This is a genomic window from Syntrophomonas wolfei subsp. wolfei str. Goettingen G311, from assembly GCF_000014725.1.
GTDB classification, from domain to species: domain Bacteria; phylum Bacillota; class Syntrophomonadia; order Syntrophomonadales; family Syntrophomonadaceae; genus Syntrophomonas; species Syntrophomonas wolfei.
The window spans coordinates 384,489-408,122 of record NC_008346.1; the positions used below are offsets into that span (position 1 = coordinate 384,489).

The following is a 23,634-nucleotide window of genomic DNA, read 5'->3' on the forward strand; positions in this document are numbered from 1 at the left end:
AGCGCTTGCAATTCTTGCCAGGAAAATGCCGGTTGGGATTCTTTTTTGCTGGGACAGTGAAAGGAGCGAGAAGATGCAGGATACTCCCAAAGCTAATCGTTTGCATATAGCTATATTTGGCCGGCGCAATGCCGGAAAATCCAGTTTGATAAACGCCCTGACCCGGCAGGAAATAGCCCTGGTTTCGGAGGTGCCGGGAACCACTACCGATCCGGTTTTCAAGGCTATGGAGATACTGCCTATCGGTCCCTGCATGATAATCGATACCGCCGGCATTGATGATGAAGGCCAGTTGGGGGAATTGCGGATAAAGAAAACCCGGGAGGTGCTGAACCAGACAGATTTGGCCTTGCTGGTAATTGACCCGGCTCTGGGTATAAGTGAGTTTGAAAAGGAACTGAAACAGGCAATCCGGAGCAGGAAGATAGCGCTTATTGGGGTCTTGAACAAAACAGATCAGGGCCAAGTTGACAAAAAAAGCCTGGAAAAGCAACTGGGGCTGTCCCTGGTAGCGGTAAGCTCCCGCAGCGGGGAAGGGATAGAATTTTTAAAAGAACGGATTATAGAGCGGGCCCCGGCCCATTTTGAAGAAGCCCATATAGTGGGGGATCTCATCGAGCCCGGGGATATCTGCCTGCTGGTAGTGCCCATTGATATGGCCGCTCCCAAGGGGCGGCTCATATTGCCCCAGGTGCAGACCATCCGTGATATCCTGGATAGCGATGCCACGGCCATCGTGGTCAAGGAAGATAAGCTGCGCGCAGCCTTGGAAGGATTAGCGAAAAAACCACGGCTGCTTATTACCGATTCCCAGGTCTTTGGGAAAGTGGCACCACAGACCCCGGATGATGTAATGCTCACTTCTTTTTCCATACTTTTCGCCCGTTTCAAAGGAGACCTCCTGGAGCTGGTACGAGGAGCCAAAGCCATCGAAAAGCTGCGCCCCGGCGATGAGGTCTTAATAGCTGAGGCCTGCACCCACCATGCCCAGGATGATGATATTGGGAGGGTACAGATACCGCGCTGGCTGAACCGCTATGTGGGGGGAGAACTTAACTTCCACTGGTACAGCGGCAGCGGCTATCCTGAGAATCTAGAGCAATTCAAGCTGGTAGTGCACTGCGGTGCCTGCATGATCAACCGGCGGCAGATGCTCCACCGGATTGATTTGGCCCGGGACAGCGGGGTGCCTATTATTAACTATGGGGTTCTGCTGGCTTTTGTAAATGGCATTCTGGAACGGGCCTTGCAGCCTTTCCCCCAGGTCCGAGCAATTCTTTAAGAAAGAAAAGACCGGGTTTTAAGTTTATGGAAAAGCGGGGGATAATCTTATGACTATAACCCCAAATGAATATCGACCTGTGCCCACGGAAGTAATAAAAAAACAGAAGGCCTTCTTCCAGAGCGGTGCCAGCTGGGAACTGGCTTTTCGCATGCAACAACTTCGCCAACTGGAGCGGGCAATTGACAAGTGGGAGAATGAACTACTGCGGGCTCTGGAGTTGGATCTGGGCAAATGCCGGCAGGAAGCCTATATGACTGAAGTAGGGCTGCTTCGAGCCGAATTGGCCCATATCATGAAAAACCTGCCCAGCTGGGTGCAGACCCGGAAAGTAAGAACTCCCTGCTTGTACCCGGGGGCGAGAAGCTTGATCTATCCGGAACCTCTGGGTCAAGTGCTGATTATCAGTCCCTGGAATTATCCGGTTTACCTGGCCTTGACTCCCCTGTTGGGAGCGATGGCCGCCGGTAATTGTACGGTGATCAAACCTTCCGAATTAGCCCCGCACAGTTCTGCAGTCCTGCAGGCCCTTATCCAGGATAGCTTTCCCGAGGAATACATCGCAGTGTTTGAAGGTGGGGCCGAGATGAGCAGCGAACTGCTGGAGCAGCCCTTTGACCACATTTTCTTCACCGGCGGTTCGACGGTGGGAAAACTGGTGATGCAGGCCGCTGCCCGCCAGCTTTACGCCGATGACCCTGGAATTGGGAGGGAAAAGTCCTTGCCTGGTGGATCAGGATATCAATATCGAGTACACCGCCCGCCGTATTATCTGGGGTAAGTTCTTGAACGCCGGCCAGACTTGCGTGGCCCCCGACTACCTGCTATTGCAGCGGGAGATAAAGGAGCCCCTGTTGAAAAAAATGGGGGAAGTGTTGTTGAAATTCTACGGTGCTAATCCTCGCCAGAGCACCGATTATGCTCGTATCATCAGTGAAGGACATTTTCAGCGACTGGAGGCTCTGCTGGTTGACGGGCGCATCCTCTACGGCGGCGAGGCTGTGCGGGAGGAGCGCTATATTGCCCCTACCATAATGGACCGCATAGCACCTGATAGCCCATTGCTGCAGGAAGAAATATTTGGTCCCCTCTTGCCGATACTAGAATTTGGGGACTTGGAGGAAGCTATCCAATTCGTCAATGAACGGCCCAAACCCCTGGCCCTGTATTTTTTCTCTCGTAACCGGAAACGGCAGGAGCAGGTTTTAAAGCGGAGCAGCTCTGGAGGTGTCTGCATAAATGACACCTTGAGCCACATCTCCAGTCCTTACCTGCCTTTTGGCGGGGTAGGGGAAAGCGGTATGGGCAGTTACCACGGGCGGGCTTCTTTCGAGCTTTTTTCTCATAAAAAGAGCGTTTTACATCAAAGCTTGTCTTTCGATATACCCCTGAAATATCCGCCCTATAGAATACCTCTTCAAGCCTTAAAAAAACTGCTCAGAATTCTCCAAGCTTAATGAAACCACCGATGAAAAGTGAGTTAGTAGGCGCTTGAATAGTAAGATGTAGTAGGAAATAAATTAAACTCCTCACTTTTCTTACTAAAGAATATTCTCCAGGTTTACCGCTTCTTTACGCGGGATGTGCTCGATCATAAGCTTGAGTTCGGAAAGCTGTCCCAGCGCCAGGGGTAGATTGTGGCTGGCTACATATTCCTTAATTTTGGCCAGAGAAAATTCGATATTGTCAATCTCCTGGTGATCAAGGATAATGGGCCACCACCGGGCTTTTTCCTGCCAGGTTTTTTCTAGCTGCCGGTTCTGCTTTTGGGCGGCCTCCCATTGTTCCTGTTTGATTTCCTGGCTGACCCGTTCAATCTGCCGGCTTAGATCTTTGGTTGATTGCAGCAGGGAATGATTGGTCCAAAAACCCGCTGCCAGTACTACCAGCAGAATAGCCAATAAACTGGCCAGTAATCTCATGTTCAGGTCTCTCCTTTTCTATTGGCAAAAATTCACCGCTTGTCCCTATTCAGGAAAGTGTTAAAAAATTATCAGGAGTCTCTGTTAAACCCCTTTCTTGAGCTGGAAGTAGATCGTGCCATCCGGGTCAAGGCTGGCAAAGAGTAGATCTTTTATATTATTTATTCCGGACTCATTTAGCTTTTGCTGCAGCCATTCCTCGTTATAATTCATTTTCTTAATATTTTCATTAATGACCTGTCCGTCTATCACCAGGGTTATGGGAAGGCCGTCGTATTTTACCGGCAAATCCATATCTTCCGGTTTCACTGGCCTTTTTTCAGATTTAAGAATCACACTGAGCTGACCGCTGGTTTCCAAAATGGCATATTCTACATCGGCTATATCAGCTACATTCTTGGAACGCAGCTGTTCCAGCAAATCGTTGATGTTGTAGCGTATTCTTCTCAACTCATCTTCCACAATCTGTGAGTTTTCAATCAAAATACTGGGTTTGCCGCAGATAATTCCCCGGGCCTTTTCACTGCGCAAAGATAAATAAGATAAGGTAACCTGGGCGGTAAAGAGAACAAAGATGGGGATCAATCCGCTCAGCAGGGGGATGCCGGTATTTTCCATGGGGATGGCGGCCAGTTCAGAAATCATTATAATAATCACCAGCTCAAAAGGCTGTAATTGCCCAATCTGTCTTTTCCCCATCAAGCGCAGGAATATAACAGTAACCGTAAATAATATTAAGGTACGGATGATTACCAGGACCATGGCCTTTCCCCTTTAGCGAATTATAACCTCTTTAAAGCTGTATTTAGTATTTTACTTTAAAGCTGCAATATATACCTTTTGCCAAGAGTTTTGCGAAAACGGACAGAAACAAAAAAAGCGGACCAGGAGATAGTTCTCTTGCCCGCTACGGGTTCGCTACTGCTATTTTATACCAGTAAGCGCAATAACCCTTGATTTAAAATTGTTATATTCAATTCCGTTTCGAGAGATGATAGTTTAAAAAATTGATTGGTTGAACAGTTGTTAATTCGACCTGATGATACCCATCGACTACGATTAATGATTCCCGTGTTTTATGTTATTATCGATGGTCATATTGAACTAAGCGCTCACTCTGCTGGCACTGGAGTTAATGCCACAATTGCAGTACGAGGAACCGGCGATACCGTTGGAGATAGCAGTGTATTTGACCAGTCTGCTTCTTCACTTACTGCCCAAATCATTCTAAGTGAAGCAACTCTTCTAATTCTCGATGGAAAAGATATACATAGATTGTGCAGTCTTTATCCCAATATTGCGATGGGTTTTATCAAAGCAATCAGTGGGCGGAACCGAAAACTAGAAAAGATGCTAATTACGATGGCCTAGGAGCTTTTACCTTTATGGTCTGCACATTCTCAGGTAAATTAGATTTTTGTTAGTCTCGAGAATATAATTACCTTAAAAATTTTAACGGAAATTGTGTGACTTCAAAGAATGCGATTTTGCTATTAAAAATTTCAAATGACACAGGGGGATTATTTTATTTTAACCCCAAAGTATCTTGACGCGATCAAAGGTTAGAGCTTTATTGACGAATATTTTATTAGATGTTATCCTATACTTAATAAAGGAGTTGCCGCTTTTTGTCGGGCGGCTAGTCCTAAATCGTTTCTAGACCGCCTATACAGGCGGTCTGGTTATTTTCTGAGCATAATGCACAGGGAAATAACTCCCACAATTACCAAGCAGAATTGAAACAACTCGCTATATGTAATCATAGGCATCACCTCCCCTCACGGGAAAGTGACCAACCGCCAAACGGCAACTCCAGTATCATATTAACATATACTACCTGAAGAAAACACCCGCCTGAGCGAGTGTCAGACATAAGAAAAACAAGTACCTCGGCTTTTGCTTAGTGCTCTATCTTAATATCGAATTTTGTTTGCTTCGCATTGCTGGGTTCATCAATTTCAAGGCTGTTCGTAAGATGATTTTCGTTATGGCAGCTGAAAGCTGTATTCAGTAATTTGCATAAAAGCTGCAATATATACCTTTCGCCAGAAATTCCGCAAAAACAGAAAGGAAAAACAGGCATTGGAACCGCTCCCATACCCGCTCTCGTGCCTGGGCTGCTTACCGGTTAAATCAATAAGAGGCGGTCGTTGTCCAGTTCAGCTCCGCTCTTCAGGCCAAAGAGCTGCACCAGTTTCTCTACCGTGATTTCTTCTCTTTCTGCTTCTTGCAGGTCTAGGATGATTCTGCCTTCGTGCATCATTATGGTACGGTTGCCGTATTCCAGAGCAGCTTTCATATTATGGGTTACCATAATGGTGGTAAGGTGATAGCGGGATACGATTTCCCGCGTGAGCTGCAAAACCCTCTGGGCTATAGCCGGATCCAGGGCAGCGGTATGTTCATCCAGTAAAAGCAGCTTGGGTTTCACTATGGTTGCCATCAAAAGGGTCAGAGCCTGGCGTTGCCCCCCTGAAAGCAAGCCTACCTTTTGCTTCATCCGGTCTTCCAGGCCCAGTTCCAAACGAGCCAGGTGCTCCCGGAACAGCTTGGCCTCTGATTTGCGTATGCCGGGTTTAAGTCCCCGTGGTTTGCCACGCGCGTAGGCAATAGCCAGGTTTTCCTCAATGGTCATATCAAAGGCGGTGCCCAGCATAGGGTCCTGAAACACCCGGCCTATATAGCAGGAGCGCTGGTATTCCGGGTGATAGGAAATGTCCATGGAATCCAGTATTATACGACCCTGGTCCATGGGGTATACCCCGGAAATACAGTTTAAAAGGGTAGATTTTCCCGCACCGTTTCCACCGATAATGCTTAAAAATTCTCCGGGCTGGAGGGAGAGAGTAATATTATCCAGAGCCAGTTTCTCGTTAATACTACCCGGGTTAAAGGTTTTGCTCAAATTTTCAATTATCAGCATCAAGCCTCACCCCCCTTACGACTATATGGAGAAGAATGTTTCTTTTTCCAGGTAATCAGGTAGGCCTTGATGCTCGGCATGGATAGAGCCAAAGTAACGATAAGGGCGGAAATTAATTTTAGATCGGTGGGGGCCATTCCCAGTTCCAGAGCCAAAGCTATGACCAGGCGGTAAAGCATGGCTCCAAGTATGACGGCCACAAGCCGGCGCAGCAGCGGTGTAGTACCGAATATAACCTCGCCAATGATTACTGAGGCCAGGCCTATGATTACCATGCCTATACCCATGCTGATATCGGCAAAGGATTGGTACTGGGCAATCAGGGAACCGGATAAAGCTACCAGACCGTTAGAGAGGGCCAGTCCTATCAGGATAACCAGGTCGGTGTTGACGCCCAGGGCTCGAACCATCTGGTCGTTGTCGCCGGTGGCCCGGAGTACAAAACCAAACTGGGTCTTTAATAATAAAAATAGTAATACTAGCATGGATAGCAATATTATCGTAGGGATAAGTAATGTAGCCGACTCCTCCAGGGGAGTTCCCTGAAGCAGGCTGAAAACGGTAGTCTTATTGAGCAAGGGGATATTGGCCCGGCCATCCATTACTCTTAAATTAATGGAGTAGAGGCCCAGCATAACCAGTATTCCCGATAGCAGGGGTTGTATGTTCAGCCTGGTATGCAGCAAAGCGGTTACTGAACCCGCCAAACAACCGGCGGCAAAAGCCAGGGCCAGGCCGACCAAAGGGTGCCCGCCGCTGCAAAGCGTAGCGGATACGGCTGCTCCCAGGACAAAACTGCCATCTACGGTCAAATCAGGCATGTTTAAGGTCCGGAAGGAAATAAAGACCCCCAGGGCCATTATTGCATAGATTATTCCCAGTTCCACTGAACCCTGAAAGGCCAAAAAACTCATGAAATATACTCCTTTTAGGTAAGGAGTGAGTGCCAGGGGGAGCGGAATCGTTCTCCTTAAGCTTACTCACTCCAGTGCTATTTATAACAACCTTTTAATTATACCCAAAAGCCGACTGAACTGCTATGCTTACTTATCGAAGACCTGGACCGCTTCCTTCATTACATCAGCGGGGATATCGATTCCGATGGCTTTGGCAGTGGCTTGATTAAGATAGATGTCCATATCTGTCATGGACTTGACCGGGATATCCCCGGCTTTTTTACCATTCAAAATTTCTACTGCCATGTTGGCGGTTTCCTGGCCCAGCACCGGGTAGTTGATGCCATAAGTGGCCAATCCCCCGTCTTTTACCATGGAGTCGGCCCCTACATATACCGGCATTTTAGCCTTGTTGGCCACCTGGGCTACCAGCGGCATGGCTGAAGCTACCGTATTATCGATGGGGGAGAATACAGCGTCAACTTTACCAATCAGAGAGCTAACCGCCTGCTGCACCTCCGAGGAGTTGGTTACGGTTGCGTCTACAACAGTCATCCCGTTTTTAGCGGCATAGTCTTTTAAATTATTGACCACAGCTATGGAGTTGGTTTCGCTGGAATTGTATAAAGCCCCCACCTTTTTAATGTTAGGGGTGATGCGTTTAGCCAGCTCCATAATCTTTTCCGCGGATACCGCATCAGAAGTACCGGTTACATTGCCCCCCGGTTTCTCCATGTCGCTTACCAGTCCAGAGCCCACCGGGTCGGTGCAGGCGGAGAAAACGATGGGAATTTCCCTGGTTTCACCTACGGCGGCCTGGGCCGATGGAGTGGCTATGGCTACGATCAGGTCGTATTTCTGGTGGGCAAATTTCTGACATATGGTCTTAAGATTGGTCTGGTCACCCTGGGCGTTTTGATAATCGATTTTAATGTTTTCTCCCTCTTTAAAGCCCTTTTCCGCCAATTGTTTTACCAGGGACTCCCGGATAGTGTTTAGCGAGGGATGTTCCACAATCTGAACAATACCGATAGTTTTCATTTCCACTTCTTCCGCTGTTTTAGGTGGAGTTTTCTCCTTTTCCTGGGCACAGCCCGCCAGGGAAAAGACTAATAAAAGCAGGACGGGTAACAGTAAAAACCTGGGTAGCGACTTCCTCACAACAATTCCTCCCTTAATAATTATTTTATTGCTGGTCCGGCAGTGCCATAATTCTGCTGGTAAAAGGAAGGGGCATGAGAAAAAACAAACACCTGTCCTTGGCCAAGGACAGGTGTCATAACCTGCGGTACCACCTTAATTGATGCCCAAAATAAAGGCATCCTCTCCTACAGGGTGCCAGCACACCCCTTGCCCGTTAACGCAGGCTGGCGTTGGAAGCTACTAAGGCATCGACCCTTTCACCCCACCCTCAAAGGACCATTTGTCCATTCCTGGCCTGCCGGGCTTCCACCCTCCCCGGCTCTCTGTCAGGCTGGTTTATGGTTTTACTCCCTCGTCATCGGTTTATCAAAATAATAAAACAGAAGCCGGAAAATTGTCAAGGCAGTTCGTGGGATGATTTTCTTGAAATGATAGTATTATTTTTTGCCAGAACCTTTATGTTGTCCGGGGATGACTTTCGTCTATTGCCGGGTTGTTAAGCAGGAAAATGAGATTAGCCGATTTGTCCAGTATTAATGATAGAATAATAACGAGGTGAAATTGTCCCCCGCATCCATAATAGTGAGCGAAGCGAACATCAGTGGTGCCCGCAGGGTGCTAAGCGGTCGCCTATTTACAAAACAGGCGGTGGGTTCTACTCCCCACCTCGTTGCAGCGGTGTGATGAAACTGCTTCGCAGTTTCATCCGATGCTTTAAAAAGGAACAAATTATGAAATTATAGCAGGAGGCAGAGTTTATGAATGATCAACAGCACTTTATGCGATTGGAACGCATGTATTTGAGTGCCCCCTACAACCAGCAGCTTTATCATAATAATACCATCAAGGTTACCCGGGAGCAGGCTATTATAACTACGGAGGTAATGGAGAAACACTTTCATGGAGCCGGGGCCATGCATGGCTCAGTCTATTTCAAGCTGCTGGATGATGCCGCCTTTTTTGCGGTAAATTCAATTATTAAAGACTATATGGTATACACGGTATCATTTAATGTAAATCTTTTGCGTCCGGTTGGCACCGGGATAATCAAGTCGGTAGGAATGGTAAAGCACCAGGCCAGGAACCGCTTGGTGGCTGAGGCCAATCTCTATGATCAGGAGGGAAAACTGGCCGCCTGTGGTACGGGTAACTTTATGCGAAGCCCCTTAAAACTGGGGGAAATGCCGGAATATACTCGCGAGTTAAGCGATGAAGGGTAGTTATAATCCGATACCCCGGAGAGAACAGGCAAAGGGATCTGTTACATGGGGGCAGACCAGGGTTAACAAGCAATTTTAACATGAAAAGAGGTCATCTTTTAGGAAGATGACCTCTTTGAGCCAGGCTTCTTATTTTACGAAAACTACATTGATAGCTTTTACCAGGGCTGTAACCGCATCACCTTCATTAAAACCGGCTTCATCAAAAGATTCTCGCGTCATCACGGACGTGATCTCGATGTTGCCCATTCACATACTTACCTGGGCCATAACATCGTCTATTCGGGTTCTTCAAATACGACCCTGGAGCTTATTCCTAACGCCAGCCTCCATCTTTTCGCCTCCTGGAGTTTTTTTATATAATCTCCGGGAGCAAGAAAACTTATACATATGATTAATTTAAACTCCATGTAAGAGATGTGGCAAAAAGGTAGCGATGGAGGGAAAGGCTATCAGTATAATCAGAGAAAATATTATGGCCAGAAGAAAAGGCCATATTCCCCGGAATATAACTTCCAGGGGAACATCAGGAGCTACTCCTTTTATTATGTAGACATTCATCCCCACCGGAGGGGTGATAACCCCCATGGCTACTACCATAACCACTATTACTCCGAACCAGATAGGATCATAGCCCAGGGTTTTTACCACCACTGGGTAGAAAATGGGAATGGTCAGCAAAATTAAGGCCAGGGCGTCAATAAAGCAACCCAGTACCAGATAAATAAGCAGAATGACCCCTACGATGGCAAACGGGGGCAGGGGCAAGCTACCAGCCCAGCTGGCCAGCTCAAAAGGAATCCGGCTAATGGCCATAAAACGGCCAAAAATCATGGCGCCGGCAATCATCAGCATTATCATGGCGGTGGTTCGGGTAGTATCATAAAGGGATTTTTTAAACCCGGTCCAGTCCAGATGCTTCCCCAGCAAGGATACCGCCAGCACTCCGGCGGCTCCTACGGCTCCGGCTTCGGTGGGGGTAAACCAGCCGGCAAAAAGGCCGCCGATGGAGAGGGCAAAGACTACCAGTACTTCGAATAATCCCCCCCGCAGGGAAGAAGCTCTCTCTTTCCAGCTCGCTTTGGGGCCTGCTGGTCCCAGGGCGGGGTTACGCAGAGTGAGAAATAAAATAGTCGCTATATAGGCCAGCATAAGCAGGATTCCAGGTATGATACCGGCCATAAAGAGTTCTCCTATGGATTGCTCCGTAGCCATGCCATAAACAATAAATATAACACTGGGGGGAATCAAAACTCCCAGAACCCCGCCGGCGGCAATACTGGCCGTGGCCAGCGAAGTATCGTACTGGTACTTTTCCATCTCGGGCAGGGCAATGGCCCCCATAGTAGCTGCAGTGGCTGTATTGGAACCGCAAATGGCTCCAAATATACCACAGGCCAGCTGAGTGGCTACAGCCAACCCGCCGGGAAGATGCCCCATTAGTTTATAGGCAAAGACATAAAGACGGGTGCCGATTCCGGAATAAAAGGCCAGGAAACCCATCCAAACGAACATAGCAATAACGCTCAGCGAATAAGAGGAAAAAGTATTGAATATTTCCTTGGCTACCATGCTGAATGACGCTGAAGCTGAAGAGAGCAGGGCGAAGCCAGTAAAACCCACCAGGGCCATAGCGTAAGCTATGGGCATGCGCAGCATGAGCAGGACCAAAAAAACAATTATCCCCAGCACTCCAAGACTAAATGGATTCATCTTGCTGCTACCCTTCTCAAAGACTCACCCAGATGGCTTAGCAAAACCAGGCAAAGGCTGAAAAGACCAAAGGCCACCAGGTATATGAAGGGCGACACCGGCAACTGGCTGGTGGCGGCGACAATGCCGTTGGCTTTCATGGTTCCCGCGTAAATAGCCAGGTTCCATAAGGCAAAACCCCAAAAAGTTATAGCTACCGAATTGGTGGCAGTATCAATGAGCGCACGAGTTTTACGGGGGAGGCGCTCTACTACAAAATCAACGGCTATGTGAGCATTTTGCAGAGCACAATGGGCCAGGGCCAGTCCAATGGCTGTTGCCGTTAGAAAGCCGACATAATCATAGGTTCCCAGAATGGGGTGCTTAAATAGCGCCCGCATTAATACGTTACCCACCACTACCAGCATTACTGCTACCAGGCTTAATCCAGCAATCTGATCTAAAAACTGGCTCAAACCTGCTACAAAACCGTTATATTTTTTGGCCATTCCGTACTTCCTCCCTACAAGTCTGTAATAATCTCTTATCCCCTTGGGCTGTATAAATATACCGCTCGCCAACGCTCGCTTTGTATATTTATGCAACCCTTATGCAGCAGAGTCAAGCTTTTACTTAAATTCTTTATTATATTTATCCGCCAGGGTCTTGGCGGTATTCAGGATCTTAGCACCTTCAAAACCCTGTTTATCCATCCTCTTAACGAAATCATCTTGAATGGGTTTGACCAATTCTATCCAGCGCTGGGCTTCATCCGCTGGCAGCTGGATTAATTCCATACCTTTTTCATCCACTGCCCATTTCAGGGCTTCGTCGTTTTGTTTATCCCAGAGTCCTGCGGCCACTTCCTTAAAGAATTTCTCGTTGACTTTTTCTATGGCTTTTTGGGTTTCTGGATCCAAAGAATTCCATTTGTCCAGGTTCATAGTGACAAAGAATAAAGTATTATAAAGGAAAGGGGTTTGGGTCAAATATTGGGTGACTTCCGCCTGTTTCCAGCCTTTCAATACTTCCACCGGACCCAGGTTGGCCTTTACCACTCCTTTGGACAAGGATTCATAGGCATCTGACTGCGGCATGGCGACCGGGGTTGCACCCAGGGCCTGCAGGGTTTTGGCGCTTAAACCGGTAGCCCTTATTTCCAAACCCTTAAGATCCTGTAGATTTCTTACCGGTACTTTGGAGTAGATATCGCCAGGGCCGGTGGTAAGAACCATCATCAATTTACTATCCTGTACTTCCTTGGGGTTCAATTCCTTTATCCCTTCCCAGGCTACGGTGCTGGCCACCCGGGAACTCTCGTAGGTGATTCCGGGCAGTTCGAAGACCTCCAGAACCGGGAAGCCATTGCGGGTATAGGAAAAGCAGGAAATACCGATGTCCGCTATTCCGTTTAGCACGCCATCATAAATAGAATCAGCTTGCAAGAGGGTTTGGTTGGGATAGCTGACGATCTTCACCTTACCCCCGGTAGCCTCTTCGATGGCCTTGGACCAGGGCTGTACCAATTCAACTTCAGCGGGATGAGTGCTGGGCCAGAAATGAGCCAGGCGCAGCTCAATCGTTTGAGTTTGGCTTTTCTTGGGTGCCTCTTTGGGGGTAGTGCTTGTTGGGCTTGTTTTCCCGCAGCCGCCAACAGCCAGCAGCGCAAGCAGCAATAATAGCGACAGCAGTATTCTTCCCTGGTGCCAGCTTCTTTTTCCCCCAACAAATCTTGTTTTTTTCACTTCATTTCCTCCCCTTTGTTTTTTGGGCAATAAAAAAAACTCCCGTAGGAGCTTTAAGATGTGCGGGCAATTCTTATCCCTGCATATGGCGCAGATACGCCGCAGGAAAACAAAGCCACACCTCTTTTGCCTACCGTCCTAACCTTCCTACCTTTTTACCGTTCTTAACCATACTTCCAGGCAACGAGAAATTCTCTTTGCCCCACTACTTAAAATATATTACCATTAGATTAATAATTAAAAATTATATTAGCATATGAATTACATTCATTATAAACTATTTGACCATAGGCGACAATATGATTTTTTCTATTCTTCTACATGATTCCGCTGCAAAAGTAATAATTATGCATTTGCTTGCATAATTATTCCGCTCCAGCGTCCCTAATAGCGACCGAAGGGAGCATCAGTTGTGCCCGACAGGGCGCTACGCATGGGCAACACCAACGGCTCGTCTCGCGGCTCAAGGGGTACCGCGCCAATCTCCCATCCATGGGAGGTGGTGCTCTCGCGACATCCTGTCGCTCGCCCCCTTTCGCCTGCTCGTCTTCGCCGGGTGTAGCATCCATGCTTCACCAACGCTCGCTTTGCATATTTATGCAACCCTATGCAACAAAAAGGGGTTTTTGCAGTTGAATCCTACTTTAATTATGCTATAAATATATTTAGAAGCTGGCAGTTTTGTATGAAATAACCATAGCGGAACCGGAACCATTATTGAATTATTTACCTGGGAGGGAAGAAAAATGAAGGTATCAGGTGTGGAAATTCAAGTTGTCCAGGGGGATATCACCCGGCAGGAAGACATGGCGGTTATTGTAAATGCGGCTAACTCCAGCCTGCGGGGTGGTGGTGGGGTTGATGGGGCCATACACCGGGCAGCGGGCCCGGAATTAAAGAAAGAAAGCTCCGCCCTGGCCCCTATTGGTCCAGGACAGGCGGTTATTACCGGGGCCTATCGTTTGCCCAATCGCTATGTTATTCATTGTGTGGGACCGGTATACGGGGTGCATAAGCCCGAGGACGAACTCCTGGCCAGCTGTTATCGTAATGCCCTGCGCCTGGCGGAAAAACAGCAACTCGATTCCATTGCTTTTCCCGCCATATCTACCGGGGTGTACGGTTATCCGATGCGGGAAGCCGCACAGGTGATGTTTAAGACCATAATAGAGGTTATCCCCGAATTAAAACATATCAAGAAAATTCGCATTGTTCTCTTTGACCACCCGGCCTATGAATTGCACCGGCAGGCATTGGAAGCCTGTCATACAGAATGAGAATAAGGGAGCAATTGTGGTTTCTCTATTCTTTGTAGAATCAAAAGCGAATTGTTAGTATCAGCCAATAGCCCTATAATATTTAGTACTATGGGGCTATTGTTTTTTATTGGAACAGGCTATGGCCAGAATTATGGCTATAGCTTAAGCTGTTATTAAAGCTCCAGGAAAGCATTTTAAATAAAATACATTATATTGCTAATCTGCTATGATTTGCTTATACTAGTATAGGCATTGGCCTTGATAGTGGAATAGGGAAGAAAATAATGATAAAATTATATGAACTGTGACCTCAGTCTTATGACCTGTTATGGCCTAATATATATTCAAATTTAAGGGAATTTCAGAGAGGAGTGATTGTTATGAAAATACTCATAGTTGATGATTCCCAGTTCTTCCAAGGGTTTTTGAAAAAGATTTTTATAAAGTATCTTCCGGAAGCGGAACTTATTACGGCCAATAATGGCCGGGATGCATATGCTTTATATGAGCAAGAGAGGCCTGATTTCATAATCACCGACTTGTTAATGCCGGAAATGAATGGTCAGGAGTTTTTGCAGGTGGTGAAGCAAAGCAACCCGCAAGTTAAGGTAATTATTATTTCGGCGGATATCCAGAAGGCCACCCGGGAGGAAGTTGAAAAAATGGGAGTGTTAGCTTATTTCAACAAGCCCTTAAACAATGAAAAGGCTGGGGAACTGCTGGCTTTGCTCAAGGAGGGTTCCTATGCTTCTTAATCCCCTGCAGAAGGATGCCTTAACTGAATTGGTAAATGTTTATGTGGGATATGCGGCCAGTCTCCTTTCGGAAATGGTAGGACTAAGGATACTATTATCAGTACCACGGGTAGAATTGATTCCCGAAGCGGAAATGGAGCAGGGTGACCTGCCATTGCCGGAAATTTTCTCGCCGGGGCATATCGTATCTTCTTATATAAGTTTCGGGCAGGATTTTAGGGGCAAGGCATTTCTGGTTTTTCCGGTGCAGCAGGCTAAACTATTGGTTAATGCCTGCATAGGAGAGGAACTGCTGCTGGAAGAGGAGGATGCAGTGCCGCCGCGTTTTCTGGACACCGACTTTGATGTTTTGAAAGAAATCAGCAATCTTATTTTAAATGCAGTAATAGGAGAATTCGGCAATTTGTTGGAGACCCGGGTGGTATTTACCGTACCAGAAGTGGAGCTTATTGATGTTACGGAATCAGATCAGAGGCTTTTTCTCAAAGATGGGGTTTATATATTGATATTGCATACTACTTTTACCGTGGATGAAATACAGGTTCAGGGGGTTATTATGATTGCCTTGAACCTGAACTCCGTTTCCTGTTTGCTCCAAAAAATAGATGCCCTGCTGGAGGAACAAGATGTTTAAATTGGCCTATTTAGCTCTGGACAAGGTGAACCAGGGAATAATAATACTGGATAAAGACCTGAAAATAGTTTTTTGGAATGCCTGGTTGGAGCAATATACGGGAAAAAGTCAGGAAGAAACTATTGGTCAGAAGCTGCCTCAGCTCTTTCCCAACTTATCCCGTAAGCCTTGTCTCGATGCCTTTCAGGGGGCTCTTTTTCACCGGCAAAGCCGGTTTCTCTCCGGCGCTTTGCACCACTGCTTTATTGCTCCGGTGGAGGATATACGAAAGGATGTGCGCCAGAATCTACTGGTAGAACCACTGGACTATGATGATGAAAAATATATGCTGCTGCAGATTTCCGACCTGACCGGTCATTACAGCCGGGTTAAGCAGCTTAAACATATGATAAAGGAAATAGACAGCGAATACGAACAGGTACGGGCAGCAGAAAAGATAAACCGCTTTAAGGCCTTTCATGATGCTCTTACGGGACTGCCTAATCGCTATTTATTCTATGACCGCCTGGATAATGCCATCAGCATGGCGCAGCGTAATAAAGAGATGCTGGCGGTAGTTTTTCTTGATTTGGATGGATTTAAGGAGGTCAATGACAACTATGGACACGAAGCGGGTGACCACTTGTTGCAGGTGGTAGCGGAAAGGCTGAGGGAATTGTTGCGGGAAAGCGATACCCTGGCCCGTTTGGGTGGTGATGAGTTTCTGTTCATATTTCCCCAGATAAAAAGCGAAGCAGATGCTGCAACTATTGCTAAAAAAATACTAACGGCTCTGGCTAATCCTTTTATGTTCTGGGGACGGGAAGTATATCTGACGGCAAGTATTGGTATCAGCCTTTACCCCAAAGATGCCAAGAATAGCCGCAATCTCATCAACAAAGCGGATTTAGCCATGTACCAGGTAAAGAACAGTGGAAAAAATGATTATCACTTCTATAATTCCGGTATATAACGAGGTGTGGTGTCAAGGTGACGGTCCTTTTGACACTGTACTACCCCTACCCCTTACTCCTTTCTTTTCTTACTAACTATCCATGGCCCAGGGGCCACAACCACCGATGAAAATAGGGGAAGCAACAAGTGCGAATTTTTTGACGCTGATTAACGCTGATTTATTAAGATTTCATAAGATAGTATCGGCGTAAATCACCCTGCGGGTACCGCTCATGCTCCCTGCGGTTGCTATTAAGGTTGCTGCGCCCGAAGGGTCAGCGTCCTTCTGCGTCTAAATCTTATTTTCTTACTAACCAAACAGGCGATGGGGCCTAATCCCCCGCCCGGTTGCAGCGCTGTGCTGAAACTGCTCCGTGTATCTTCCGATGCTTAAAGCCCAGATCAGCATTCGCTTAGATCCAGGAAATTTTCCCAAACCTGCTGTTCAACCAACAACTGCAACAGCTCTCCGTCCAGTTCCCCATCCTTTACCATAAAGCCCAGGATTTTTAAAGCCTGCTCCAGGGGCAGGGCCTTTTTATAGGGCCGATCGGAAGCAGTGAGGGCATCGAATACATCTACCAGGGCCAGGATGCGGCCTTCCAGAGGTATTTGCTCCCCGCTGAGTCCCTGAGGATAACCTCTTCCATTAAGGTGTTCGTGATGGATGGAGGCGAAAAAAGGAACATCTTTCAATTTTTTGGTAAAGGGTATTTTCTCCAGCATTTTTCCCGTTACTACCACATGATCTTCCATGATTTTTCGCTCCTGCTCAGTAAGGGTACCTTTGGCCACACAGAGGCACTTGAGTTCGTTATCCCGGAGCCAGGGCTGCAGCTTCCCCGTAGCATCCCTATAACTTTGAACTGCTATTTCCTTAAGCCTCTCTACTATTTCCTGGTTGACGAAGGTGGATGGGTGATCAACCTTAATTATGAATTCGCGGCTTTCTTTTATATAGTGTTGCTTATCCTCCCAGGATCTCTCCAGTTGTTCCAGTTGCTCCCGGCTATCATTGCTATTAATAGCCAGAAGGGCTTGTTTTTCTTTGAGGTATTCAGCTTCGCTGTTGGATAAAATATAATCAAAGCGTTGCAAAACCAGCTCCAGCTGGTGTTCAATGCGGGTTGATTTGTTCATTACCTCCAGAGGGGTGGCGATCTTGCCTATATCATGCAACCAACCGGCCATCTCCAATTGGGCTACTTGCTCGTCACTGAACGATACTCCGGCCCAGTATCCCTGGCTCTGCCGGTTGATGGCCCGGGCCATTTCCCCGGCCAGCAGGGCCACGCGGCGGGTATGATTGGCATTATAAGGAGTGCGGGAGTCGATGGCGGTTGCCATCACCTGAACAAAGGAATTGAACAGCTCTTCTATATCGGCTACAAGCTGCATATGACTTATGGCTATGGCCGCCTGTGAAGCCAGTGAAGTAATCACATTTTCCAAGTAGCGAGCGAAAGGAATCAATTTCCCGTTTTCATCACGGGCATTAATAAGCTGCAATACCCCTATGACCTCTTCTTCATGATTCTCCAGGGGAATGACCAGCATGGAAAGGGTACGGTAGCCCGTACTCTCATCAAATTTCTTGGGACCGGAAAAGTCGAACTCCTTCGCCTGGTATACATTGGGAATATTGACGCTCTTATGGGTGATGGCCGCATAAGCGGATACATTTTCCATCTTTAATGGAACGGGAGGGATGTTTATTCTTTCTCCTCGACCCCCCAAAAAGGTGTTCATAGATTCATTCTGCATAATCTTGAAACTCAAAGATTCATTTTCACAGAGATAAAGAGTTCCGGCATCAGCGTTAGTAATCCTCCGGGCCTCGCTAACGATCATTTCCAGAAGACGGTTTTTATCTTTTTCTGCCGAAAGAGCAATACCAATATTTATAATATCTTCTACTTGTTCTAAAATTTCCGGAGTATAATGTTTCAAAGATTAATCACCAATCCTTCACGAGCGGCGATACAGTTGGGAAAACATCTTTGTGCCTCTTTTTCGATTTTATCCATTTCTCCATCACTGCGAGCTTTATCATGATGGAAAAGCACCAGTTTCTTAGCCCCGGCAGCTTGAGCCAGTTTGATTCCTTCCTGCCAGGTGGAATGACCATAGCCCAGAAAACGGGGATACTCTTCATCGGTGTAGTTGCTGTCATATATCATCAGGTCAGTCTCTTCACAAAAAGCTTTCAGACGCGGATCTACACAGGAGTAGTGTTCTGTATCAGTTATGTAACAGCAGGAGCGGCCATCATAATCCAGGCGGTAAGCCAGGCTGCCATTGGGATGGTTGGTATGTACCGTACGCAGGCGGATCTGCTCCCCTAGATCCAGTTTACTCCCACTGTCCAATTCATGAAATTCGATGCTGGCTCCCATTTCCCCCAGGCTTACCGGGAAATGCTGGTAGGTCATTTGACCTCTCATTAAATCGGCAAAAGTGGAATTTACCTTGCTCTGGCCATAGAGAACGAAGCGATTCCCCTTTATGAAAGCCGGGGCAAAAAAGGGAAAGCCCTGGATATGATCCCAGTGGGTATGGGAAATGAAAATCTCCCCGCTTATTTGGCTTTGGCTTTTCAATAATTGCTGTCCTAGATGATGAATTCCCGTGCCGGCGTCCATAATAAAGAGACGCTGGCCAATTTGTACCTGCACACAGGAAGTATTCCCGCCATACTTAATAGTATGGGGACCCGGTACCGGAAGTGAACCTCTGACCCCCCAAAAAGTAACCTCAAAATTTCTTTTTGTCATTTCCCCAAAACCTCCTCCCGCAAATTGGTATTTTAGGATTACCGGAAGCCAAATGCTAGTAATGAGAAATAGCCTGAAGCAATACCGATCTTACTTTCAAGGTAAAAATTTCATTACAAAACGATAATAACATAAGAAAAGATATTAATATAGCACTAGCGGTCGGCCGAGCAAACAATGTCCAACAACTGCCCCTCCAGGTGCAGGAATTCCGGGGAGGAAAAGCTGCGCACCTTCCCCAGGGTGACGGGAAGCTCACGGGCAATGACTGATGGAGCAGGGGAGAGGATTATAATCCTATCGGCTAGAAAGAGGGCTTCTTTTAAATCATGGGTGACTGCAATAATGGTGAAATGCTTTTCCTGCCAGTGAAGATTGATGTCTTTCATTATGCTAGTTTTTACTGGTAGATCCAGGGAGGAAAAAGCTTCATCCAGAATGAGCAACTCCGGTTCTACCAGCAAAGCCCGGGCCAGGTTAACCCTTTGTTGCATTCCACCGCTTAATTGAGCGGGAAAGAAACCGGCAAAGCCACTTAGGCGAAGTTTCTCCAGAATACCAGAAATATCTCCCTTCTCATTGACAAAAAGCAGGTTGTCCTCTACTGTTCGCCAGGGAATCAACCGTGGTTCCTGGAAAACGAAGCCCAATCGCTGTGAGCTCAGTTTTATCTCTCCTGAGGAAGGTTTTTCCAGACCTGCAATTAAGCGCAAAAAAGTCGTTTTTCCCGAACCAGATGGCCCCAATAAAACAATTCGTTCTGATTCCCGGATATTCAGGTTCCAGTTGTTTAATACGGAAAGTGATCCAAAGGATTTGCATAAAGATCTGACTTCTAAACGGGCACCCATAGTTTCGAAAGCCTCCCTGTTCCCATTTTAATCAGTCTCTCGGTTATAATGCCCAGCAAAACGGCCAGGAGGGTATAGGCATAAACGGAAGGAGTATCAACAAAGCTGCGGGCATCGAATATTTTTAGACCCAGGCCGCTGTCTCCACAAAGATACTCTGCTACCAGTATAACCTTCCAGGCTTGTCCCAGGCTGACATCTATGATGGCAATAATAAAAGGAAGCAAGGAACCAAAATAGATGTCATGTATAATTTTCCTGGCCGGTACTTGGTAAAGGCGGGCCATTTCCAGAAGCTTCTTATCCAGGTTGCGTACCCCGGATACGGTAGTAAGAATAGCTATGGGCAGAATAGACAGAAAGGCAATCAGTACAGGACCCTGCCAGTTTCTACCCCAGGTGAAAAGGACCAGGGAAAGCCATGATATAACCGGTACTGCCTGAATAACCATTATTATAGGCCGTGACATATCATACAAGGGTTCAAAGAGCCCGATAATTAAGCCCAGGGGTAGTCCCAGGAGCAATACCAGGCCCAGGGCCATTAAAACCTTCCAGGCGGTTTGCAGCCCGGCCAGTAAAGTAGCCGGGCTGAGCAGCAAATGAAAGAAAAGACCAAAGGTCTCTCCTGGAGTCGGGACAATAATACTCTTGTCCAAAATTACGGCCAGTAATTGCCACAAAAGGATGAAGACTATGATACCGACCAGTGAGCGCAGTCCTGTTTTCATGAAGAATAGAAACCTTTATCTGGAAGTTTGGGTGTACCCTGGGGATAGAGTTCCTTCATTTTTTGCAGGTAGAATTCCACTTCCGGTCGTGACTTACTGCTATCGATGAATTCAAATTCGATACGACTCAGGGCTTTCTTCATTACCGGTTGCGGTATAGTCGGTAAAGTCTCGGCAGCAACAGCCAGGGCCTGGTCTACATTTTCGTTGCTCCAACGGGTGGAATCAGCAAAAATTCGGGCCAGTTCTTTAGTTTCCCGCGGGTATTTTTCCTGAAAATCACCGGCTACAAAGAGCCCGGCAACCGGTATTCTTTCCGGTTTACCCGTACTCTCCCCCCAGTACTTCTGGAAATCGAGAACAATTTTCCCGTTGTCACCGCTCATGGCCAGGGTAACGAAAGGTTCGGGCAAAGCTGCAAAATCAACCTTACCGGCTTTGAATAAGGCGACTATCTCCTGAGGTGGAGCATAGAGTATCTTTACATCCTGATCCGGCTCTATTCCTTCCTTACTTAAGGCCGCTCGCATTATAACATCGGCGGTCTGTCCCCGGCCGTGAGCGGTATAAACCCTCTTGCCCACCAGGGACTTCCAGCCCTCAAAAGGAGTATCTTTGGCTGCTAGTAAATAAAAAACCTTCCACTCATGTACCCCCAGCATCTTGATATTGATTCCGCGCGCATAAATATTAGCAGCAGCGCTGATGGGCAAAACCGCAAAATCCGCCTTTTTGGAGGCTAAAAGGGCCACTGCCTCATCCGTATCCTTCCAGTATTGTATTGTAATAGGCATTTCGCTTATAACCTGCTGGGAACTAATGCCCGCTACCGGAATAACCGTAGGGCCCAGCGGGTTAATCAGGGTAATTTGCGCTGGTGGTTCCGGACCTAATCCGCCATGTTTCCAGAAAATAAAGCTACCGGCCAAAAGCAGGACGATAATCAGCAACCATACTCCTTTTTTCATCGGCTAAAACCTCCTTAGTTTTTTGGTTATTATATTATATTTTGCAATATTTTGCTCAAAATACAGTAAAGATTAATAAGAAAAGTGAGGGGTGAGGGGTAAGGGCCACAAGCAATTTCTTTTTATATATCAGAAGAACCATCCCCATGATATATGATATATTTTTATAGTAGAATACTAAAAACAGCCTGAACCCCTGTCCCAATTCTTATCCAGGCTTTAAGGAGGTTTGCTCTTGGGATTATTGCAGCGAATCAGACATATTAGACGGCGCCAGCAGATTGTGGGAGTGCTGGTTAAGAACGGCTTTGGCTATATGATTCAACGCCTGGGTCTGGACAGCCTCACTCCCCTGGCGGAACGCCCGACACTGGTAGCCGAGAGACCGGGAGATAGATTGCTGGCCCAGAAATTGCGGCAATCTTTGGTGGAACTCGGCCCCACTTTTGTTAAACTGGGACAAGTCTTGAGTACCCGCCCTGATCTTTTACCCCCGGTATATATAGAAGAATTAGAACGTTTGCAGGATAAGGTTGAAGCTATGCCTAATGCTGAACTAATGAAGCAGTTGCTTAGCGAACTGGGGCATCCTGATGAAGTTTTTGCCGAATTCAATCCCGAGCCGCTGGCGGCCGCTTCCATTGGACAAGTACATTTGGCCCGACTAAAAAGCGGCGAAGAGGTCATTGTAAAGGTACAAAGACCCGGTATTGAGAAAATAGTTCAAAATGACCTGGAGATAGTCCTGGGATTGGCCCATTTGTCTGAACTACGTTCTTCTGAGGCCCGCCGTCTCGGCATAAAGGATATGGTGGAGGAATTCTCCCGGATGTTTATGCGGGAATTGGACTATGCCCGTGAGGCTCGCAATACGGAAAGGGTATACCAGAATTTCGCCGATGACCAGCGGGTGGTTATTCCCCTGGTATACTGGGAATACACCACCGGCAAGGTATTGACTGAGGAATATCTCAGCGGAGTTAAACTAGGTGATTTGGAGGAAATAGATAGACGGGGCTGGAATCGGAGAAAGATATCCCAATTGGGAACCGAAACTTTTCTTTCCCAGATAATCCTACATGGTTTCTACCAGGCGGACCCGCACCCGGGCAATATTTTGCTGCTGGATGAAAACCGGATAGCTTTTATTGATTTCGGGCAAATCGGCTCCTTGAGCGAGACTCGTCTGATACACCTGGGGGAACTGCTTCTGGCCATAAGTAAACAGAATATGGACAAAGCCATGTCCAGTTTGCAGGATATGGGCATAGTGGGTGACCTGGATGATATAGAGGATTTCCAGGAAGACTTTGCCGACCTGATCAAAAGCGTTTCCGGCAGCATCGGAAAATTGGACATAAATCGCCTGCGCAATGAGCTTATGGATCTCTCCTATCGTCACCAGCTGAAAATGCCGGCCTATTTGACCGGGCTGATGAAAGCCCTTATTACCGTAGAAGGAGTGGGGAAGAAGCTCGATCCGGGTTATGATTTTATGGAAACCGCCCGCCCTTTGGCCAATAAAGTACTGGAAGAGCGGCTTAAAGCGGAGAGTGTCTACAAGTATATTCGCCGTAAATATTACCAGGATATAAAGCCCCTGGCTGCCCTGCCCTCCAACTTCAACAAACTGGTCAGGAGAACCAGTGAGGGACAGTTAAAAGTGAGAATGGAACTGGATTTAAGTGATAAAGCCTATCATGGAATTTCCCGTTTAATAAGCCGCCTCAGCGCCAGTTTAATAATAACCGGAGCCTTGATAGGCTCTTCCTTCATACTGCAGGCCAATCACGCCGCCTGGGTTGAAGAATATAGCTTTCTGGGGGTGCTGGGCTTTGGGGTGGCTATTATAAGCCTGGTTGTATTCTTGATTTCCTCGCTGCGCCCGTAGGGTGTCAAGAGAACC

The 23,634-nt window shown here is 47.1% G+C and carries 23 protein-coding genes; 10 read left to right on the forward strand and 13 right to left on the reverse strand.

Annotated features, from left to right (window positions below; genetic code table 11):
• Positions 1 to 73: 73 nt before the first annotated feature.
• The 3 genes from hydF to SWOL_RS15120 are packed head-to-tail and all read left to right on the forward strand — an operon-like array spanning position 74 to position 2,739.
• Positions 74 to 1,282, forward strand: a complete 1,209-nt coding sequence (gene hydF / locus SWOL_RS01625; protein ID WP_011639769.1) for a [FeFe] hydrogenase H-cluster maturation GTPase HydF — start codon at positions 74 to 76, stop codon at positions 1,280 to 1,282.
• A gap of 49 nt (positions 1,283 to 1,331) precedes the next feature.
• Positions 1,332 to 2,063 carry an aldehyde dehydrogenase family protein gene (locus SWOL_RS15115; protein ID WP_341271082.1) on the forward strand — a complete coding sequence of 244 codons (732 nt, stop codon included), beginning with the start codon at positions 1,332 to 1,334 and terminating at the stop codon, positions 2,061 to 2,063.
• A complete protein-coding gene (locus SWOL_RS15120) occupies positions 1,975 to 2,739 on the forward strand; it encodes an aldehyde dehydrogenase family protein (protein ID WP_341271083.1) in 765 nt (254 codons plus the stop codon). Before SWOL_RS15115 ends, SWOL_RS15120 begins: the two co-directional genes overlap by 89 nt.
• 84 nt (positions 2,740 to 2,823) lie before the next feature.
• Here the strand turns inward: SWOL_RS15120 and SWOL_RS01635 are convergent, their stop codons facing one another.
• Positions 2,824 to 3,204, reverse strand: coding sequence for a DUF4363 family protein (locus tag SWOL_RS01635; RefSeq protein ID WP_011639770.1), 381 nt, complete (start codon positions 3,202 to 3,204; stop codon positions 2,824 to 2,826).
• Between the two features lie 84 nt (positions 3,205 to 3,288).
• Positions 3,289 to 3,966, reverse strand: coding sequence for a YetF domain-containing protein (locus SWOL_RS01640; protein ID WP_011639771.1), 678 nt, complete (start codon positions 3,964 to 3,966; stop codon positions 3,289 to 3,291).
• Between the two features lie 261 nt (positions 3,967 to 4,227).
• Between SWOL_RS01640 and SWOL_RS01645 the strand changes: the two genes are divergently transcribed.
• A complete protein-coding gene (locus SWOL_RS01645) occupies positions 4,228 to 4,575 on the forward strand; it encodes a Crp/Fnr family transcriptional regulator (RefSeq protein ID WP_155814098.1) in 348 nt (115 codons plus the stop codon).
• 757 nt (positions 4,576 to 5,332) lie between these two features.
• On the opposite strand, the gene SWOL_RS01655 is transcribed toward SWOL_RS01645, so the two are convergent.
• The 3 genes from SWOL_RS01655 to SWOL_RS01665 all read right to left on the reverse strand — a co-directional run bounded on the left by SWOL_RS01655 (position 5,333) and on the right by SWOL_RS01665 (position 8,184).
• On the reverse strand, positions 5,333 to 6,127 hold the full coding sequence (locus SWOL_RS01655) for an ABC transporter ATP-binding protein (protein WP_011639773.1): 795 nt from the start codon (positions 6,125 to 6,127) through the stop codon (positions 5,333 to 5,335).
• Positions 6,127 to 7,041 (reverse strand): ABC transporter permease, encoded by a 915-nt coding sequence (locus SWOL_RS01660; RefSeq protein ID WP_011639774.1) that lies wholly within the window; start codon positions 7,039 to 7,041, stop codon positions 6,127 to 6,129. Before SWOL_RS01660 ends, SWOL_RS01655 begins: the two co-directional genes overlap by 1 nt.
• Before the next feature lie 129 nt (positions 7,042 to 7,170).
• Positions 7,171 to 8,184 (reverse strand): ABC transporter substrate-binding protein, encoded by a 1,014-nt coding sequence (locus SWOL_RS01665; RefSeq protein ID WP_011639775.1) that lies wholly within the window; start codon positions 8,182 to 8,184, stop codon positions 7,171 to 7,173.
• A gap of 740 nt (positions 8,185 to 8,924) precedes the next feature.
• On the opposite strand from SWOL_RS01665, the gene SWOL_RS01670 reads away from it, so the two are divergent.
• Entirely contained in the window at positions 8,925 to 9,386 is a 462-nt protein-coding gene (locus tag SWOL_RS01670; RefSeq protein ID WP_011639777.1) for a PaaI family thioesterase, read from the forward strand.
• A gap of 399 nt (positions 9,387 to 9,785) precedes the next feature.
• Here SWOL_RS01670 and SWOL_RS01675 read toward each other — a convergent pair whose 3' ends face one another.
• From SWOL_RS01675 to SWOL_RS01685, 3 genes are all read right to left on the reverse strand, one after another.
• The gene (locus SWOL_RS01675) at positions 9,786 to 11,099 is read right to left on the reverse strand and encodes a TRAP transporter large permease (RefSeq protein ID WP_011639778.1); all 1,314 of its coding nucleotides are present in this window, start codon (positions 11,097 to 11,099) and stop codon (positions 9,786 to 9,788) included.
• Positions 11,096 to 11,587, reverse strand: a complete 492-nt coding sequence (locus SWOL_RS01680; RefSeq protein WP_011639779.1) for a TRAP transporter small permease — start codon at positions 11,585 to 11,587, stop codon at positions 11,096 to 11,098. Before SWOL_RS01680 ends, SWOL_RS01675 begins: the two co-directional genes overlap by 4 nt.
• Before the next feature lie 120 nt (positions 11,588 to 11,707).
• The gene (locus SWOL_RS01685) at positions 11,708 to 12,823 is read right to left on the reverse strand and encodes a TRAP transporter substrate-binding protein (RefSeq protein WP_011639780.1); all 1,116 of its coding nucleotides are present in this window, start codon (positions 12,821 to 12,823) and stop codon (positions 11,708 to 11,710) included.
• Positions 12,824 to 13,569: 746 nt separating this feature from the next.
• Between SWOL_RS01685 and SWOL_RS01690 the strand changes: the two genes are divergently transcribed.
• The 4 genes from SWOL_RS01690 to SWOL_RS01705 all read left to right on the forward strand — a co-directional run bounded on the left by SWOL_RS01690 (position 13,570) and on the right by SWOL_RS01705 (position 16,423).
• Positions 13,570 to 14,100, forward strand: a complete 531-nt coding sequence (locus tag SWOL_RS01690) for an O-acetyl-ADP-ribose deacetylase (protein WP_011639782.1) — start codon at positions 13,570 to 13,572, stop codon at positions 14,098 to 14,100.
• Positions 14,101 to 14,462: 362 nt separating this feature from the next.
• Complete coding sequence (locus SWOL_RS01695; protein WP_011639783.1) at positions 14,463 to 14,837, forward strand: response regulator transcription factor; 375 nt, start codon at positions 14,463 to 14,465, stop codon at positions 14,835 to 14,837.
• Positions 14,827 to 15,471, forward strand: coding sequence for a chemotaxis protein CheC (locus SWOL_RS01700; protein WP_011639784.1), 645 nt, complete (start codon positions 14,827 to 14,829; stop codon positions 15,469 to 15,471). The genes SWOL_RS01695 and SWOL_RS01700 overlap by 11 nt, the downstream gene beginning before the upstream one ends.
• Positions 15,464 to 16,423 (forward strand): sensor domain-containing diguanylate cyclase, encoded by a 960-nt coding sequence (locus SWOL_RS01705; RefSeq protein ID WP_011639785.1) that lies wholly within the window; start codon positions 15,464 to 15,466, stop codon positions 16,421 to 16,423. Before SWOL_RS01700 ends, SWOL_RS01705 begins: the two co-directional genes overlap by 8 nt.
• A 383-nt stretch (positions 16,424 to 16,806) precedes the next feature.
• Here the strand turns inward: SWOL_RS01705 and SWOL_RS15035 are convergent, their stop codons facing one another.
• The 5 genes from SWOL_RS15035 to SWOL_RS01730 all read right to left on the reverse strand — a co-directional run bounded on the left by SWOL_RS15035 (position 16,807) and on the right by SWOL_RS01730 (position 21,728).
• Entirely contained in the window at positions 16,807 to 18,354 is a 1,548-nt protein-coding gene (locus tag SWOL_RS15035) for an HD domain-containing phosphohydrolase (RefSeq protein ID WP_011639786.1), read from the reverse strand.
• Positions 18,351 to 19,178 carry an MBL fold metallo-hydrolase gene (locus SWOL_RS01715; protein WP_011639787.1) on the reverse strand — a complete coding sequence of 276 codons (828 nt, stop codon included), beginning with the start codon at positions 19,176 to 19,178 and terminating at the stop codon, positions 18,351 to 18,353. Before SWOL_RS01715 ends, SWOL_RS15035 begins: the two co-directional genes overlap by 4 nt.
• 155 nt (positions 19,179 to 19,333) lie before the next feature.
• Positions 19,334 to 20,029 (reverse strand): ABC transporter ATP-binding protein, encoded by a 696-nt coding sequence (locus SWOL_RS01720; protein WP_011639788.1) that lies wholly within the window; start codon positions 20,027 to 20,029, stop codon positions 19,334 to 19,336.
• Positions 20,014 to 20,760, reverse strand: a complete 747-nt coding sequence (locus SWOL_RS01725; RefSeq protein WP_011639789.1) for an ABC transporter permease — start codon at positions 20,758 to 20,760, stop codon at positions 20,014 to 20,016. The genes SWOL_RS01720 and SWOL_RS01725 overlap by 16 nt, the downstream gene beginning before the upstream one ends.
• Positions 20,757 to 21,728: an ABC transporter substrate-binding protein gene (locus SWOL_RS01730; RefSeq protein WP_011639790.1), complete on the reverse strand. Its 972-nt coding sequence runs from the start codon at positions 21,726 to 21,728 to the stop codon at positions 20,757 to 20,759. Before SWOL_RS01730 ends, SWOL_RS01725 begins: the two co-directional genes overlap by 4 nt.
• 235 nt (positions 21,729 to 21,963) lie before the next feature.
• Between SWOL_RS01730 and SWOL_RS01735 the strand changes: the two genes are divergently transcribed.
• On the forward strand, positions 21,964 to 23,619 hold the full coding sequence (locus SWOL_RS01735) for an ABC1 kinase family protein (protein ID WP_011639791.1): 1,656 nt from the start codon (positions 21,964 to 21,966) through the stop codon (positions 23,617 to 23,619).
• Positions 23,620 to 23,634 lie beyond the last annotated feature (15 nt).

Coding starts and splice junctions, on each gene's coding strand:
- SWOL_RS01655 (WP_011639773.1), bottom strand. CDS start 6,127: ATGCTGATAATTGAAAATTTGAGCAAAACCTTTAACCCGGGTAGTATT.
- SWOL_RS01725 (WP_011639789.1), bottom strand. CDS start 20,760: ATGAAAACAGGACTGCGCTCACTGGTCGGTATCATAGTCTTCATCCTT.
- SWOL_RS01670 (WP_011639777.1), top strand. CDS start 8,925: ATGAATGATCAACAGCACTTTATGCGATTGGAACGCATGTATTTGAGT.
- SWOL_RS01715 (WP_011639787.1), bottom strand. CDS start 19,178: ATGACAAAAAGAAATTTTGAGGTTACTTTTTGGGGGGTCAGAGGTTCA.
- SWOL_RS01660 (WP_011639774.1), bottom strand. CDS start 7,041: ATGAGTTTTTTGGCCTTTCAGGGTTCAGTGGAACTGGGAATAATCTAT.
- hydF (WP_011639769.1), top strand. CDS start 74: ATGCAGGATACTCCCAAAGCTAATCGTTTGCATATAGCTATATTTGGC.
- SWOL_RS01680 (WP_011639779.1), bottom strand. CDS start 11,587: ATGGCCAAAAAATATAACGGTTTTGTAGCAGGTTTGAGCCAGTTTTTA.
- SWOL_RS15115 (WP_341271082.1), top strand. CDS start 1,332: ATGACTATAACCCCAAATGAATATCGACCTGTGCCCACGGAAGTAATA.
- SWOL_RS01695 (WP_011639783.1), top strand. CDS start 14,463: ATGAAAATACTCATAGTTGATGATTCCCAGTTCTTCCAAGGGTTTTTG.
- SWOL_RS01720 (WP_011639788.1), bottom strand. CDS start 20,029: ATGGGTGCCCGTTTAGAAGTCAGATCTTTATGCAAATCCTTTGGATCA.
- SWOL_RS01640 (WP_011639771.1), bottom strand. CDS start 3,966: ATGGTCCTGGTAATCATCCGTACCTTAATATTATTTACGGTTACTGTT.
- SWOL_RS01675 (WP_011639778.1), bottom strand. CDS start 11,099: ATGAATCCATTTAGTCTTGGAGTGCTGGGGATAATTGTTTTTTTGGTC.
- SWOL_RS01700 (WP_011639784.1), top strand. CDS start 14,827: ATGCTTCTTAATCCCCTGCAGAAGGATGCCTTAACTGAATTGGTAAAT.
- SWOL_RS01635 (WP_011639770.1), bottom strand. CDS start 3,204: ATGAGATTACTGGCCAGTTTATTGGCTATTCTGCTGGTAGTACTGGCA.
- SWOL_RS15120 (WP_341271083.1), top strand. CDS start 1,975: ATGACCCTGGAATTGGGAGGGAAAAGTCCTTGCCTGGTGGATCAGGAT.
- SWOL_RS01705 (WP_011639785.1), top strand. CDS start 15,464: ATGTTTAAATTGGCCTATTTAGCTCTGGACAAGGTGAACCAGGGAATA.
- SWOL_RS01730 (WP_011639790.1), bottom strand. CDS start 21,728: ATGAAAAAAGGAGTATGGTTGCTGATTATCGTCCTGCTTTTGGCCGGT.
- SWOL_RS01690 (WP_011639782.1), top strand. CDS start 13,570: ATGAAGGTATCAGGTGTGGAAATTCAAGTTGTCCAGGGGGATATCACC.